This is a genomic window from Aeromicrobium choanae, assembly GCF_900167475.1.
GTDB lineage: Bacteria > Actinomycetota > Actinomycetes > Propionibacteriales > Nocardioidaceae > Aeromicrobium > Aeromicrobium choanae.
The window spans coordinates 287573-301901 of sequence record NZ_LT796768.1; the positions used below are offsets into that span (position 1 = coordinate 287573).

Annotated in this window: 12 protein-coding genes; 3 read left to right on the plus strand and 9 right to left on the minus strand. The window is 70.6% G+C overall.

Going from position 1 to position 14329, the window contains the following annotated elements:
• Positions 1–35: 35 nt before the first annotated feature.
• The 3 genes from yczR (at position 36) to B5D60_RS01360 (ending at position 3957) form a co-directional block, all read left to right on the plus strand.
• Entirely contained in the window at positions 36–1481 is a 1446-nt protein-coding gene (gene yczR / locus B5D60_RS01350) for a MocR-like transcription factor YczR (RefSeq protein WP_078698480.1), read from the plus strand.
• 95 nt (positions 1482–1576) lie between these two features.
• Positions 1577–3064 carry an APC family permease gene (locus B5D60_RS01355; protein ID WP_078698481.1) on the plus strand — a complete coding sequence of 496 codons (1488 nt, stop codon included), beginning with the start codon at positions 1577–1579 and terminating at the stop codon, positions 3062–3064.
• Complete coding sequence (locus B5D60_RS01360) at positions 3061–3957, plus strand: universal stress protein (RefSeq protein WP_078698482.1); 897 nt, start codon at positions 3061–3063, stop codon at positions 3955–3957. Before B5D60_RS01355 ends, B5D60_RS01360 begins: the two co-directional genes overlap by 4 nt.
• Before the next feature lie 76 nt (positions 3958–4033).
• Here B5D60_RS01360 and ilvC read toward each other — a convergent pair whose 3' ends face one another.
• The 9 genes from ilvC to B5D60_RS01405 all read right to left on the minus strand — a co-directional run bounded on the left by ilvC (position 4034) and on the right by B5D60_RS01405 (position 13967).
• Positions 4034–5059, minus strand: a complete 1026-nt coding sequence (gene ilvC, locus B5D60_RS01365; RefSeq protein WP_078698483.1) for a ketol-acid reductoisomerase — start codon at positions 5057–5059, stop codon at positions 4034–4036.
• Between the two features lie 67 nt (positions 5060–5126).
• On the minus strand, positions 5127–5657 hold the full coding sequence (gene ilvN, locus B5D60_RS01370) for an acetolactate synthase small subunit (protein WP_078698484.1): 531 nt from the start codon (positions 5655–5657) through the stop codon (positions 5127–5129).
• On the minus strand, positions 5657–7432 hold the full coding sequence (locus B5D60_RS01375; protein ID WP_078698485.1) for an acetolactate synthase large subunit: 1776 nt from the start codon (positions 7430–7432) through the stop codon (positions 5657–5659). Before B5D60_RS01375 ends, ilvN begins: the two co-directional genes overlap by 1 nt.
• A 258-nt stretch (positions 7433–7690) precedes the next feature.
• Positions 7691–8233, minus strand: coding sequence for a GNAT family N-acetyltransferase (locus tag B5D60_RS01380; RefSeq protein ID WP_078698486.1), 543 nt, complete (start codon positions 8231–8233; stop codon positions 7691–7693).
• A 4-nt stretch (positions 8234–8237) separates the two neighbouring features.
• Positions 8238–9665, minus strand: coding sequence for an SDR family NAD(P)-dependent oxidoreductase (locus B5D60_RS01385; protein WP_078698487.1), 1428 nt, complete (start codon positions 9663–9665; stop codon positions 8238–8240).
• A 180-nt stretch (positions 9666–9845) separates the two neighbouring features.
• On the minus strand, positions 9846–11540 hold the full coding sequence (gene ilvD, locus B5D60_RS01390) for a dihydroxy-acid dehydratase (RefSeq protein ID WP_078698488.1): 1695 nt from the start codon (positions 11538–11540) through the stop codon (positions 9846–9848).
• A 42-nt stretch (positions 11541–11582) separates the two neighbouring features.
• A complete protein-coding gene (locus tag B5D60_RS01395) occupies positions 11583–12266 on the minus strand; it encodes a hypothetical protein (RefSeq protein WP_078698489.1) in 684 nt (227 codons plus the stop codon).
• Entirely contained in the window at positions 12266–12886 is a 621-nt protein-coding gene (locus B5D60_RS01400) for a SatD family protein (RefSeq protein WP_172806223.1), read from the minus strand. The genes B5D60_RS01395 and B5D60_RS01400 overlap by 1 nt, the downstream gene beginning before the upstream one ends.
• Positions 12887–12932: 46 nt before the next feature.
• The gene (locus B5D60_RS01405; protein WP_078698491.1) at positions 12933–13967 is read right to left on the minus strand and encodes a patatin-like phospholipase family protein; all 1035 of its coding nucleotides are present in this window, start codon (positions 13965–13967) and stop codon (positions 12933–12935) included.
• Positions 13968–14329 lie beyond the last annotated feature (362 nt).

Here is a 14329-nt window from a genome sequence, read left to right on the forward strand (position 1 = left end):
TTCATTTCCATGGCCAATTCTGCGAAAGTGGCCTCATGGCATCTGCACCGTCCCTGTCCGCGCGCCGTCTCGCCGCGATGCTCGGCCCGTCCGAGGCCGGCTCGGGCCCGGCGTACCGCCGCCTCGCCACCCAGATCCGCGGGGCCGTGATGGACGGGCGCATCCCCACCGGGACGACGCTGCCCAGCGAACGATCGCTCGCCGAGGCGACGGGCCTGAGCCGCACCACCACCACCCGCGCCTACGAGGTCCTGCGCGAGAGCCGGCTCGTCCGCACCCGCCAGGGCTCGGGCACCACGGTCGAGCTGCCCGTCGGAGCAGCGGGCTCGACCAGCATGCTCGCCCGGTCGCCGCGCCACGACGGCATCGCCCTCACCGCTGCGGCCTCCGAGGCGCCCGACGGCTTCGCCGCCCTCATCCAGCGCGCGATGACGAGTCTGCCGGCCGTGCTGGCCACCGACGGCTACCTGCCTGACGGCCTCCCCGTGCTGCGCGAGCGCCTCGCCGCGCGCTACACCCGCCACGGGCTGCCCACCGACCCCGAGCAGATCGTCGTGACCACGGGAGCTCAGAGCGCGCTGTCGCTGCTGGTCTCGGTGCTCGTGAGGCCACGGGACCGGGTCCTGGTGGAGGGATGCGGTTACCCGCACTCGTTCGACCTCGTGTCGCGCGCCGGTGCGCGCCTGCTGCCGCTCCCGGCCGGGGTCGACCCCTGGCCCGTGGAGGAGATCGCGCGCCTCGCCCCGGTCGCCTCCTTGGCGCTCCTGGTGGTGGACTTCCACAACCCGACCGGGCAGCTCATGCCCTCGTCCACGCGTCGCGAGGTGGCAGGGATCCTCCAGCGCGCCGGCGTCACCACGATCATCGACGAGACCCTGCGCGACGTGAGCCTCGGCGACACGCCCCTCCCCGAGCACTACGCCGTGCACGACCCCGGCGCCGTCCTCGTGGGATCGGCGGCCAAGTCCTTGTGGGGCGGCCTGCGCATCGGCTGGATCCGGGCCCCGAGGAGCCTGGTCCCCCGCCTCGTGCAGGCGCGGATGATCCGCGACCTCGGCACGGCCGCGCTGGACCAGCTCGTCATGGCCACGGCGCTGGAGGACGGCGACCTCGACCTGAGGACCCGGAAGGCCGACCTGCGCCACCGGCGCGACACCCTCCTGGCCGCGGTGGAGGCCAGGCTTCCCGACTGGTCGGTGACGCGTCCCGAGGGCGGCCTCACGTGCTGGGCGACCCTTCCGGCCCCGCTCAGCTCGGCCCTCGTCGCCGTCGCCGAGGACGAGGGCCTCACCCTCACGCCGGGCCCGCGGTTCTTCGTCGCCACCCCGGCAGCCGGCGAGCGCCGGCTGCGCCTGCCCTACGCCCTCGCCCCCGACCTGCTCGAGGACGCCGTGGCGCGCCTGGCCCGCGCGTGGGACCGGGTCACGAGCGGCCAGTCGGGCACCGCACGCGACCCCGACGCGGTCGACCTCATCGCCTGACGGGCATCCCGTCGTGTTGCGGGGTCCCTCCCGACCCCGCAAAGTGCTGTGCAGGCCATCGCCCCGCCGGGGCACGACCCGCGGAGGAGCAGCGCATGGATGTCCTGAGGAAGAAGAACGTCGACGACGTCATCCACCAGAACGACGAGCTGCCCGAGGGCGCCGCCGAGGAGCACGGCCGGCTGAAGAAGCACCTCGGACCGATCGACCTCATCGGCTTCGGCATCGGCATCGTCATCGGCACGGGCATCTTCACCCTCACCGGCCTGCAGGCGAAGGAGAACGCCGGCCCGGCCGTGATGATCTCGTTCCTCATCGCCGGAGCCGTCGCCCTGATGGCCGCGCTCTGCTACGCCGAGCTGGCCTCCGCCGTGCCGACGGCGGGCAGCTCCTACACGTACAGCTACACGACGATCGGCGAGATCTTCGCCTGGATCATCGCGTGGGACCTCATCCTGGAGTTCGCCCTGGGATCGGCGGTGGTCGCGCGCGGCTGGTCGGGCTACGTCGCCGGTGTCTTCGACCTGCCCGAGAAGTGGTTCGCCGAGGAGGGCTCCGTCGTGAACGTCGGGGCGATCTTCATCGTCCTGCTACTCGGTTGGGTCGCCATGCGCGGCATCCGCGAGTCGGCCTGGGTGACCAACGGCCTCGTCGTCATCAAGGTCCTGGTCTGCCTCTTCGTGATCGCGGTCGGAGCGTTCTACGTCAACACCGGCAACCTCGTGCCCTTCATCCCGGACTCGCAGCCTCCCGCCGGCGACTCCTCCAGCAGCCTGCACGCGCCGCTGTGGCAGTTCCTCTCGGGCGTCGAGCCGGCGACGTTCGGCGTCACCGGCATCTTCGTGGCCGCGGCCGTGGTCTTCTTCGCGTACTCGGGCTTCGAGGCCGTGGCCAACCTGGGCGAGGAGACCCGCAAGCCCGAGCGCGACATGCCGCTGGGCCTGCTCGGCACGCTGGCGATCTGCACGGCGCTCTACGTCGGCGTGTGCATCGTGATCACCGGCATGGTGCACTACTCCGACCTGTCGGAGGGTGACGCCGTCGCCGACGTGTTCGACCAGGTGGGCCTCGAATGGGCGGGCATCCTCATCGGCGTGGCCGCGATCGCCGGCCTGACCTCGGTGATCCTGGTCGATCTCGTGGCCATGCCGCGGATCGGCTTCGCGCTGGCCCGTGACGGCCTGCTCCCCGAGGCCTTCCGGCGCATCCACCCGACGTGGGGCACCCCCGTGCTGATGACCGGGCTGACGGTGGTGGCCGTGGCCCTGCTCGCCGGGTTCGTGCCGATCTCGGTGCTGGCCGAGATGGTGAGCATCGGCACGCTCTTCGCCTTCGTCGTGGTGGCGATCGCGGTGATCGTGCTCCGGCGCACCCAGCCCGACATGAATCGTCCGTTCCGCACGCCGTGGGTGCCGTTCCTGCCCATCGTCACGGTGGCGTCCTGCATCGGCCTGATGGCGAGTCTCAAGGTGGATACGTGGCTGCGCTTCATCGTGTGGCTGCTGCTGGGCTTCGTCGTCTACTTCGCCTACGGCTACCGGCACTCGCGGCTGAACCGCGCCCGCGAGGGTGATCCCGCGTGAGCGTCGTCGTCGGCTTCGGCAGCGACACCAGGAGCCTCGCCGCCCTCGACCTGGCCGCCGAGTTCGCCCGCACCACGGGCGAGGAGCTCGTCATCACGAGCGTCGTCCAGGACAGCTGGGACTCGCTGCGCGACTTCGCCGGCGTGGACGACGAGTGGCGCCGGTCCGTCCGGGACCAAGCGGGTGAGGCGTTGGCGACGGCGCGCGAGCACCTCGGCGACGAGGCCGAGGTGGTGACGGTCTCGCGCACGGCGTCGTCCGTGCCGCAGGCGCTGCTGGACGAGAGCCGCGCTCGGGGCGCGCGCCTCGTGGTGGCCGGATCGGCCTCGCACGGCGCGCTCGGGCGGATCGCCTTCGGCAGCACCAACGGCCGTCTCGCGCACAGCTCGGCGATCCCGGTGGCGCTGGCGCCGCGCGGCTTCCACGCCCACGAGGGCGGCATCGAGCGCCTCGTCGTGGCGGTCGACCCCACCGCCTCCGACGCCACTCTGGACGCACCGATCGCCGCGCTCGCGACCTGGCTCGGCGTCCCGGTGGAGATCGTGACGTTCGCCGTGCGGAGCGGCTCGCGGACCGCGTTCGCGGCGTTCTCCGACCAGGGCGTCCGCGAAGCCTGGTCGACGCTCGTGCGCACGCACCAGGAGCAGCTGGCCGAGGGCATCCGGAGGCAGGCGCCGGAGGTGGAGGTCACGACCACGCAGGTCACCTCCGCCGAGCGCTGGTCACTGGCACTGGAGTCCTTCGAGTGGCGTCCCGGCGACCTACTGGCGGTCGGGTCGAGCCGTCACGGTCCGGTGGCCCGGGTCTTCATGGGCTCCACCGCGACGCGGATCGTCAACCACAGCCCCGTTCCGGTGATCCTGCTCCCCCGGCCTCGCGCTCAGGCCTCCTGACCGCCCAACGCACGAACGCGGCGCCCCGCACCGACGTGAGTCGGACGGGACGCCGCGCTGGGCGACGGGACGAGGCTCAGCGAGCCGCGCTGCCCTCGGTGTAGTCGTCGTCGGCCTGCTTCCACGAGAAGTGCGAGCGCAGGGCCTTGCCGGTGGCCTCGATCGGGTGACCGGCCTCCTTCTCGCGCAGCTCGAGGAACTCCTTGCCGCCGTTGTCCTGGTCGGCGATGAAGCGCTCGGCGAAGGCACCGGACTGGATGTCGCCCAGCACCTGAACCATGCGCTCCTTCACACCGGCGTCGATGACGCGCGGGCCGGAGACGTAGTCGCCGTACTCGGCGGTGTCGGAGATGCTCCAGCGCTGCTTGGCGATGCCGCCCTCCCACATGAGGTCGACGATGAGCTTGAGCTCGTGCAGCACCTCGAAGTAGGCGATCTCGGGCTGGTAGCCGGCCTCGGTGAGCGTCTCGAACCCGGCCTGGACCAGGTGGGACACGCCGCCACACAGCACGGCCTGCTCGCCGAAGAGGTCGGTCTCGGTCTCCTCGGTGAACGTGGTCTTGATGACGCCGGCGCGCGTGCCGCCGATGCCCTTCGCGTAGGAGAGCGCGAGGTCCCAGGCCTGGCCCGAGGCGTCCTGCTCGACCGCGATGATGTCCGGGATGCCACGGCCGGCGACGAACTCACGACGCACGGTGTGACCGGGGGCCTTCGGGGCGACCATGATGACGTCGACGCCCTCGGCCGGCTTGATGTAGCCGAAGCGGATGTTGAAGCCGTGGCCGAACACCAGCGTGTCGCCGGCGGTCAGGTTCGGGGCGATCGACTCGGTGTAGACGTGACGCTGCACCTGGTCGGGCGTGAGGATGACGATGACGTCGGACTCCTCGACCGCCTCGGCGACCGGGAGGACGCGCAGGCCCTCGGCCTCGGCCTTCGCCTTGCTCTTGCTGCCTTCGGCCAGGCCGATGCGGACGTCGACACCCGAGTCGCGCAGGTTGAGCGCGTGGGCGTGACCCTGGCTGCCGTAGCCGATCACGGCCACGTTCTTGCCCTGGATGAGGGACAGGTCGGCGTCGTCGTCGTAGAACAGTTCAGCCACGATGGGGTTCTCCTTGGTTGAGGGTCGAAGGCGCAGGTGCGTGCGCCGGCGCAGTACTGGGGTGGGGTCAGCCCGCGGCGGTGCCGGGGACGGTGCGCAGCGTGCGGTCGGTGATCGACCGCGAGCCGCGCCCGATCGCGACGCGTCCGGACTGGGCGATCTCGCGGATGCCGAAGGGCTCGAGAACGTTGAGCATCGCGGTGAGCTTGCCGGCGTCGCCCGTGGCCTCGATCGTGACCGACTCCTGGGCCACGTCGACGACCTTGGCGCGGAACAGCTGCACGGTCTCGAGGACCTGGCCGCGGGTCTGCTGGTCGGTCTTGACCTTGATCAGCATCAGCTCGCGCTCGACGGCGTTGCCGGAGTCGAGCTCGACGATCTTGAGGACGTTGACCAGCTTGTTGAGCTGCTTCGTGACCTGCTCGAGCGGCAGCTCCTCGACGTTCACGACGATGGTCATGCGCGAGATCTCGGGGATCTCGGTGGGACCGACCGCGAGGGAGTCGATGTTGAAGCCGCGCCGCATGAACAGGCTCGACACGCGAGCCAGGACGCCGGGCGTGTTCTCGACGAGCACGCTGAGGGTGTGTTGGGGCATCAGAGGTCCTCGTCTTCCCATTCGGGGGCGAGATCGCGAGCGATCTTGATGTCGTCGTTGCTCGTGCCGGCGGCGACCATGGGCCAGACCATCGCGTCGCGCTCGACGACGAAGTCGATCACGACGGGCACGTCGTTGATGCTCATCGCCTTCGCGATGACCTCGTCGAGCTCGTCCTCGCTCTCGCAGCGCAGGCCCACGCAGCCGTAGGCCTCGGCGAGCTTGACGAAGTCGGGGATCCGGCGGGCGCCGATCGACTCCGGCCCGGTGTTCAGGTCGGTGTTGGAGTAGCGGCTCTCGTAGAAGAGGGTCTGCCACTGGCGCACCATGCCCAGCGAGGAGTTGTTGATGACCGCGACCTTGATCGGGATGCCCTCGATCGCGCAGGTGGCCAGCTCCTGGTTGGTCATCTGGAAGCAGCCGTCACCGTCGATGGCCCACACGACGCGATCGGGATCGCCGACCTTGGCGCCCATCGCGGCCGGGACGCCGTAGCCCATCGTGCCGGCGCCGCCGGAGTTGAGCCACTGGCGCGGGCGCTCGTACTGGACGTAGTGCGCGGCCCACATCTGGTGCTGGCCGACGCCCGCGGTGTAGATGGCCTCGGGACCGGCGGCCGCGCTGATGCGCTCGATCACCGTCTGCGGCGCGAGGCCCTCGGCGGGCTTGTCGTACGCGACCGGGAACTGCGCCTTCGCGTTGAGGATGTACTCGCGCCACGCGGTGTAGTCGCCCGTGAGTCCGTCGTCCTGCGACTGCTTCTGCAGGGCACGGATGAGGTCGGCGATGACCTCGCGGGCGTCGCCCACGATCGGCACGTCCGCGACGCGGTTCTTGCTGATCTCGGCCGGATCGATGTCGGCGTGGATCACCTTGGCGTCGGGCGCGAACGTGTCGAGGTTGCCGGTGACGCGGTCGTCGAAGCGCGCGCCCAGGGTGATGAGCAGGTCGGAGCGCTGGAGGCCGGCGACCGCGGCCACCGTGCCGTGCATGCCCGGCATGCCCAGGTGCAGCTCGTGGGAGTCGGGGAACGCGCCGCGCGCCATCAGCGTGGTGACGACCGGGATCTGGGTCAGCTCGGCGAGCATCTTGAGCTCGGCCGACGCGTCGGCCTTGATGACGCCGCCGCCGACGTAGAGGATCGGCTTCTTGGCCTCGGCGATGAGGCGGGCGGCCTCGCGGACCTGCTTGTTGTGCGGGCGTGTGGTGGGGCGGTAGCCCGGCAGCGCGAGCTCGTGCGGCCACTCGTGGGTGGTGACGGCCTGGAGCGCGTCCTTGGCGACGTCGACCAGCACGGGGCCGGGACGGCCGGTGGAGGCGATGTGGAAGGCCTCGGCCACGACGCGCGGGATCTCGGCCGGGTCGGTGACCAGGAAGCTGTGCTTGGTGATCGGCATCGTGATGCCGCGGATGTCGGCCTCCTGGAAGGCGTCCGAGCCGATGACGCTGCTGGCGACCTGGCCGGTGACCGCGACGATCGGCACCGAGTCGAGGTAGGCGTCGGCGATCGCGGTGACGAGGTTCGTGGCGCCGGGGCCGGAGGTGGCCATGCAGACGCCCACCTTGCCGGTGGCCATCGCGTAGCCCTGCGCGGCGTGGCCGGCGCCCTGCTCGTGACGGACCAGCACGTGGCGGATCGAGGAGTCGTACAGCGGGTCGTAGGCGGGCAGGATCGCGCCTCCGGGAATCCCGAAGATGACCTCGACCCCGGCCTTTTCCAGCGATCGGACGAGGCTCTGCGCCCCGGTCATCGTCTCCGGTGCCGTCTCGGTCATGGCCCTACCCGTCTCGTCTGCCGGCCACCCCGTGATCGCGGCCGGTGCTCGGTTCCCCATCGTATTCCCTGCTCCTTCTCGTCCATTCATCGCATGAAAAAACCCTCGGCCGTGAGGCGACGAGGGCGAGACGCGCGGCGAAGTGCCGTGCGTCAGTGGACTACGAGGAGCAGCGCATGCATGGAACCAGTGTGCGCCGCGGACGCGAAGTGGTCAAGTATTGAGACTCGGCGTCCACCATGCGGACACGAGGTGTGGTCAGTGGAGGCGTTCGACGGTCTCCGGAGGCAGGCTCCGGTCGGCGTAGACGAGGCGGACGCCGCCGGGGACGTCGCGGTCGGGACCTCGCCACACCTGCTCCAGCCCGGCCCGCTCGGCGGTGCGTCGCGACGCCTCGTTGTGGTCCAGCAGGTAGGCCACGACCGGGGTCTCGGCGTCGTATGCGGTGGCCGCCTCGATCGCGGCGCGCACGAGCTCGGCGGCGTATCCCTGGCCCTGGTGGTCCGGGGCCAGGCGGTAGTAGAGGTTCCAGGTGCCGGTGGGCCGCAGCCGCACTCCCCCGATGCCCACCAGGTCACCATCGTCGCGCCGCCGGGCGGTCCAGTAGCCGAGGCCGTCCCGCTCCCAGTCCGCCGTGTAGGCCTCGAGGTCGGCCCGGGTCCGCTGCTCGGTGGTGTGCACGCCCGACGGCAGGTGCGTCCAGACCCGCGGGTCCGCGTGCAGCGTGTGGAGCTCGGCCAGGTCCGCGAACGACACCGCGGTCAGGTCGAGCCGCTCGGTGGTCAGGTGCTGGTAGTTCACCGGCTCACCATGGAAATGGTTCGAAGTCCTTCAGGAAGACGCCGTGGAGGTCGACGCCCTCCTCGCCCTGGACGATCGGGTCGTAGACGCGGGCGGCACCGTCGACGAGGTCGAGCGGGGCCTTGAATCCCTCCTGGGCGAGGCGCTGCTTCGTCACGTGGGGGCGCTCGTCGGTGATCCAACCGGTGTCGACGGCGGTCATCAGGATCTGGTCGGCCTCGAACATCTCGCGGGCGCTGGTGCGGGTGAGCATGTTGAGCGCGGCCTTGGCCATGTTGGTGTGCGGGTGCCCGGGGCCCTTGTAGCCGCGCGAGAACTGACCCTCCATCGCCGAGACGTTGACGACGTACTTGCGGCGGGCGGCCGACGCGGCCATCGCGGGACGCAGCCGGCTGATGAGGATGAACGGCGCGACGCTGTTGCACAGCTGGACCTCGAGCAGCTCGAGCGCGTCGACCTGGCCGACGTGCTGGACCCAGCTGTTGGTGTCGACGAAGTCGGGCAGCAGACCACCCGCGTCGATGCGCTCGAGGTCGGCCGAGCCGGCCTCGAGGGCGATCGCGGTGAGCTCCTCGGCGGTGACGGCGTCGCCGGCGAGCGCCGGGTGCGAGCTGACCGAGCCGACGAGCGACGCCGGGTGGGCGTCGCTGGTGTGCCCGAAGGTGATCAGCTCGGGCACGTAGCCCTCGGGCAGCGGCTGCGCCTCGGCGTCGGCGATGGCCTGGTAGGCACCGGGCTGGCGCTTCACCGTCTGGGCGGCGTTGTTGATGAGGATGTCGAGCGGTCCCGACGCCGCGATCTCGTCGGCCAGGCCGATCACCTGGGCGGGGTCGCGCAGGTCGATGCCGACGATCTTGAGCCGGCCGATCCACTCGTCGCTGTCGGGCTGGGCGCTGAAGCGGCGCACGGCGTCGCGCGGGAAGCGCGTGGTGATCGTGAGGTGTGCGCCGTCGCGCAGCAGCCGCAGTGCGATGTACATGCCGATCTTGGCGCGGCCGCCGGTGAGCAGCGCGCGACGGCCCGTCAGGTCGGTGCGCTGGTCGCGCTTGGCGTGGCTGAGGGCGGCGCACTTCGGGCACAGCTGGTGGTAGAACGCGTCGACCACCGTGTACTTGTCCTTGCAGATGTAGCAGCCGCGCGCCACCTGCAGGACACCCGCCGACGCGCCGCGCGCGGTGGAGACCAGCGGGATGCCGGCGGTCTCGTCGTCGATGCGACGCGGCGAGCCGGTGGCGGTCAGCGAGACGACCTCGCGGTCGGCCTCGTTGACGGCGTCGCGCTTGGCCTTGCGGCGCTGCTTCTTGACGTCCTTGTAGAACTTGCCACAGGCGCGGCGCAGCGCCACGTAGGCCTCGTCCTCGTCACCGAGGTGCTGCGCCTCGCTGAGCACCTTGAGGGCGGTCGCGAGCTCGTCGTCGGTGAAGTTCGGCACCGAGTGATTCTACGGTGCCGTTCCCCGCCGTCTCGACTGGTCTCGATACTCCCCCGCAAGCGGGAGGTGCCCCCACGCTCGCTGCGCTCACGAGCTACTCGACCACCGGGCATCCCGGTGATCGAGTGGCACGGCGAGGAACGAGCCGGCGTATCGAGATCACGAACCGCCGGACGAGCGTCAGCCCGTGACGGCGCCGTGGGCTGCCGAGCTGACCAGCTTGCGGTACTTGGCCAGGACGCCGGTGGTGTACTTCGGCGGGTTCGGCTCCCAGCCGACCTTGCGCTGCTCGAGGTCGGCCTCGTCGATCTCGACGTCGAGGCGCTTGTTCGCGACGTCGAGCGTGATCGGGTCGCCGTCGCGCACGAACGCGATCGGGCCGCCGTCGACGGCCTCCGGGGCGACGTGGCCGACGCACAGGCCGGTGGTGCCGCCGGAGAAGCGACCGTCAGTCAGCAGCAGGACGTCCTTGCCGAGGCCGGCGCCCTTGATGGCGCCGGTGATGGCGAGCATCTCGCGCATGCCGGGGCCGCCCTTGGGGCCCTCGTAGCGGATGACGACGACGTCGCCGGCGACGACGGTGCCGTCCTCCAGCGCGTCCATCGCGGCGCGCTCGCCGTCGAACACGCGGGCGGTGCCGCGGAAGACCGACTCGTCGAAGCCAGCGCTCTTGACGACCGCGCCCTCGGGGGCGAGCGTGCCGTGAAGGATCGTGAGGCCGCCGGTCTTGTGGATCGGCTTGTCGAGCGGGCGGATGACGTCGCCGTCGAGGCCGAGATCGATGTGGGCGAGGTTCTCGGCCATCGTCTTGCCGGTGACGGTCATGACGTCGCCGTGCATGAGGCCCGCGTCGAGCAGCGCCTTCATGATCACGGGGATGCCGCCGACCTTGTCGACGTCGTTCATCACGTAGCGACCGAAGGGCTTGAGGTCGCCCAGGTGCGGGACCTTGTCGCCGACGCGGTTGAAGTCCTCGAGCGTCAGCGGGACGCCGGCCTCGCGGGCGATCGCCAGCAGGTGCAGCACGGCGTTGGTGGAGCCGCCGAGCGCCATGACGACGGTGATGGCGTTCTCGAAGGCCTCGAGCGTCATGATGTCGCGCGCGGTGATGCCCTTGCGCAGCAGCTCGACGACGGCCTCGCCGGACTTCCGGGCGTACTCGTCGCGGCGGCGGTCGGGGGCCGGCGGGGCGGCCGAGCCGGGCAGGCTCATGCCGAGCGCCTCGGCGGCCGACGCCATCGTGTTTGCGGTGTACATGCCGCCGCAGGCACCCTCGCCGGGGCAGATCGCGCGCTCGATGCGGTCGACCTCGTCGCGGGTGATGAGGCCCTTCATGCAGGCGCCGACAGCCTCGAAGGCGTCGATGATCGTGACGTCCTTGCCGTCGACGTTGCCCGGCAGGGTGGAGCCGGCGTAGAGGAAGACGCTGGAGAGGTCGAGGCGCGCGGCGGCCATGAGCATGCCGGGCAGGCTCTTGTCGCAGCCGGCCAGGAGCACTGAGCCGTCGAGACGCTCGGCCGACATGACGACCTCGACCGAATCGGCGATGACCTCACGGCTGACGAGGGAGAAGTGCATGCCCTCGTGGCCCATGCTGATGCCGTCGGAGACGCTGATCGTGCCGAACTCGAGCGGGTAGCCGCCGCCGGTGTGGACACCCTCCTTGACGGCCTTGGCGAGCCGGTCGAGGGAGAGGTTGCACGGGGTGATCTCGTTCCAGCTGGACGCGACGCCGATCTGGGGCTTCACCCAGTCGTCGTCCCCCATGCCGACCGCACGGAGCATGCCGCGCGCGGCGGTCTTCTCCAGGCCGTCGGTGACGTCGCGGCTGCGCGGCTTGATGTCGATGTCGGGCGTGTCGGGGGTCTCGGCCATACGGGCATCGTACGACCGGTGTTGAGCGTGCGGTCCCGGTGGTCAGAACAGCGGCACGAGCGCGAGCGCGAGGAACCAGCTGACGAAGCTGCCGACGAGCACGTACTCGGCTCGCGACCCGTCGCCCTCGTCCTTGGAGATCTCGGGAAAGCGCAGGATGCCCTTGGCCGCGAGGATCGCCGCCACTCCCCCGTAGTTGCCGCCGATGGCGAAGCCGAAGACGAGCACCCGCTCGAGCGGACCGATGACCCGGCCGCCCTTGAGCCGGCGCTCCTCGGCGAGCAGGCCGCGGCCGACGCGGTCGAGCACCTCACGGACGATGGCGTTGGCGGGACCGATCATCGCCACGGCGGTGACGACGGCGAGCACCATCTCGTCGAGGCTGACCTCGGCCAGTGCCGGCACGTCGAGCGACTCGTACCAGTCGAGCATCGGGGGTTGGTTGCGATCGATCGCGGGTGACGCGATGAGCGCGAGCAGCGCGCCGATGCCGGAGACGACCATGCCGGGGATCCGCCACGAGGGCACGGTGCGGGCGCTGGCCCACCACAGGCCGACGATCGCGGGCAGCCAGCCGGCGCCCGGGCCGTAGCCGAGGGCGTACGCCGCGAGGATCACGATCGCGACCATGGCGACGACCTCGACGACGACCACCCACATCCGGTCGACGTGGCGCAGGTACTCGGCGAGGCAGATCGCGAGCAGGACGAGGGCGAGCAGGGCCATCAGCGCACCAGCTCCACACCGTCGACGACCGCGAGGGCGCCGCTGCGGCGCAGCGACTGGGAGACCGCGGACGCGGAGATGCCCTCGGCCACGGCGAGCTCGCGCTGGGTGCGGCCCTGCAGCAGGCCCAGGGTCAGTCGGCGCTGCCGGCCGTCGAACCCGCTGACCACCTGGTCGCGAGCCATCAGATATGCGTTCACGGTTCCCCCTTCGTGCACCCACGTGCGCAGCCCCGACTGGCGGGCGACACGTTGCTCGACCTCGCCGATCGCGTCGCGCGCGTTCCACCAGGCCGGCCCGTCCTGGGTCAGACCGTACTCGGAGCGACCGACGACTTCGAAGGTGCCGACGCCGACGCCGACACGCGCGTCCATCCCCTCCGGGAGCGCGAGCCGCACGACGAGCGCGGTGAGCAGGGCGTCATGCAGTGTGGCGTGGGTGGACTGGAACTCGTCGCCGATCGTGGGTGCGGGCGGTTGCTCCGAGGGGACGAGCTCGGCCGCGGCGGCCAAGGCGTCGATGAGCCGTTCCTGCGCTTCGGCGCGCGAGGTGGCCTGCCGTGAGGCCACGAGGTCGCCGATCAGCGCCACGGTCTGTGAAGGTGAAACCTTCATTTCCATGGAATGAAGCATATACCTTCATTACTGGAAAATGAAGCCCTCGACTTCACTCGATGGGCTCGGGACGCCACGCGGGGATGACGTCGCCGGCCTCGACGGGCTCTGGCACCGGCGGCCCGGACGGGTTTCGCTGGACCCAGGCGGTGGCCGCCTTGTGGCCCGACTCGAACAGGCTCGCGCGCTGCTCGGGGGTGAGGTCGAAGTCGGTCCAGCGGACGCCCTTCGGCTTGGCGAAGATGCTGCGGTCGATCGCGGCCGGGTCGCTCACATGACGGACCTGGGTGGAGTCGACGGTGGTGAAGATCAGGTTGGTCAGCAGCGACAGCGGCGAGGTGACCGGCTTGGCCTTCGCCCGCTCCCCCGCCGGCGAGCTGAGCCGCACGCCGAGGGTGGGCCAGCGGCTGGGCAGCCCGTCGCGTCGGTCGAACAGCTCGATGGGGTAGCTGCGCAGGAGCGAGCCGTCGGCCAGCGTCAGGGTGCCGTACTTCGACTTCAGCCGGACGGGCTCGAACAGGAACGGGATGGCGGCCGAGGCGCGCACGGCCCGCGCCACCGAGTACTCGTCCGGGTCGTGGCCGTGGGCGGGCAGGTCCCAGGGCAGGAACATGGCCCGCTGGCGAGAGAGGTCGCTCGCGGTGACCACGAGGCGGTACGACTGGCCCTGCGGCAGCGCGCTGCCCGGGTCGTCGAAGTAGAGATCGCCGAAGGTGCGCACTCCGAGGTCGCCCAGGACGCCCTTCAGCCACTGCTCCATGTGGCGGCCGGGATGCGCCCCGAGGTGGAACATCACGCCCCACGCGTCGGCGGCCCGCGGCCACCACCCCAGCATCGCGCCGCGCTTGCGTCGGTCGAGGAACGCGCTGTAGTCGATCGTGCGCATGATGTCGTCGACGCGACTGAACGGCTCCCCCGCGTGCTGCATCGCGGCCATCACGGAGCCGACCATCGCCCCGGCCGACGACCCGCCGATCCGGGGGAACGTGTAGCCGTGCTCAGCGAGCGCGGTCGCGGCGCCCACCAGGGCGATCCCCTTGACTCCCCCGCCCTCGAGAACGAGGTCGACCGCGCGCGTCTGCTCCACGGTTCGACTCTATGGCGTGCACGCGGACATGGCTCCGGGGACGCCGTGGGCGCTCAGCGAAGTCGCGTCATTCCGCCCAGTAACGGCTACATGGAGAACGCCGCTGGCGCTGCCCGAACGTCTTCGCATTGCAGCTGGCAAGCTGCAGCTGGCACTGCTCCGGTCACGCATCTTCGTAGTCTTGGACAGATGGATTGTCGTGTTCGTCGCAACGTCACCCGCTGTCCTCGCCGACAGGCGCGCGTTCTTCAGGTGCCAAGCTCTATTGATACTGGGCTCGAAGCCGGGTCCACCACGCTGGCGGCAAGTACGGCCCGATCGAGGTAAATCTCGATCGGTCGTTACTTCTTGGTTGCCCCTGA

Bases quoted from the DNA above. Each gene is read 5' to 3' on its own strand.
- B5D60_RS01375 (WP_078698485.1), bottom strand. From the start codon at position 7,432: ATGACCGAGACGGCACCGGAGACGATGACCGGGGCGCAGAGCCTCGTC.
- yczR (WP_078698480.1), top strand. From the start codon at position 36: ATGGCATCTGCACCGTCCCTGTCCGCGCGCCGTCTCGCCGCGATGCTC.
- ilvN (WP_078698484.1), bottom strand. From the start codon at position 5,657: ATGCCCCAACACACCCTCAGCGTGCTCGTCGAGAACACGCCCGGCGTC.
- ilvD (WP_078698488.1), bottom strand. From the start codon at position 11,540: ATGGCCGAGACCCCCGACACGCCCGACATCGACATCAAGCCGCGCAGC.
- B5D60_RS01400 (WP_172806223.1), bottom strand. From the start codon at position 12,886: ATGGAAATGAAGGTTTCACCTTCACAGACCGTGGCGCTGATCGGCGAC.
- B5D60_RS01355 (WP_078698481.1), top strand. From the start codon at position 1,577: ATGGATGTCCTGAGGAAGAAGAACGTCGACGACGTCATCCACCAGAAC.
- B5D60_RS01395 (WP_078698489.1), bottom strand. From the start codon at position 12,266: ATGGCCCTGCTCGCCCTCGTCCTGCTCGCGATCTGCCTCGCCGAGTAC.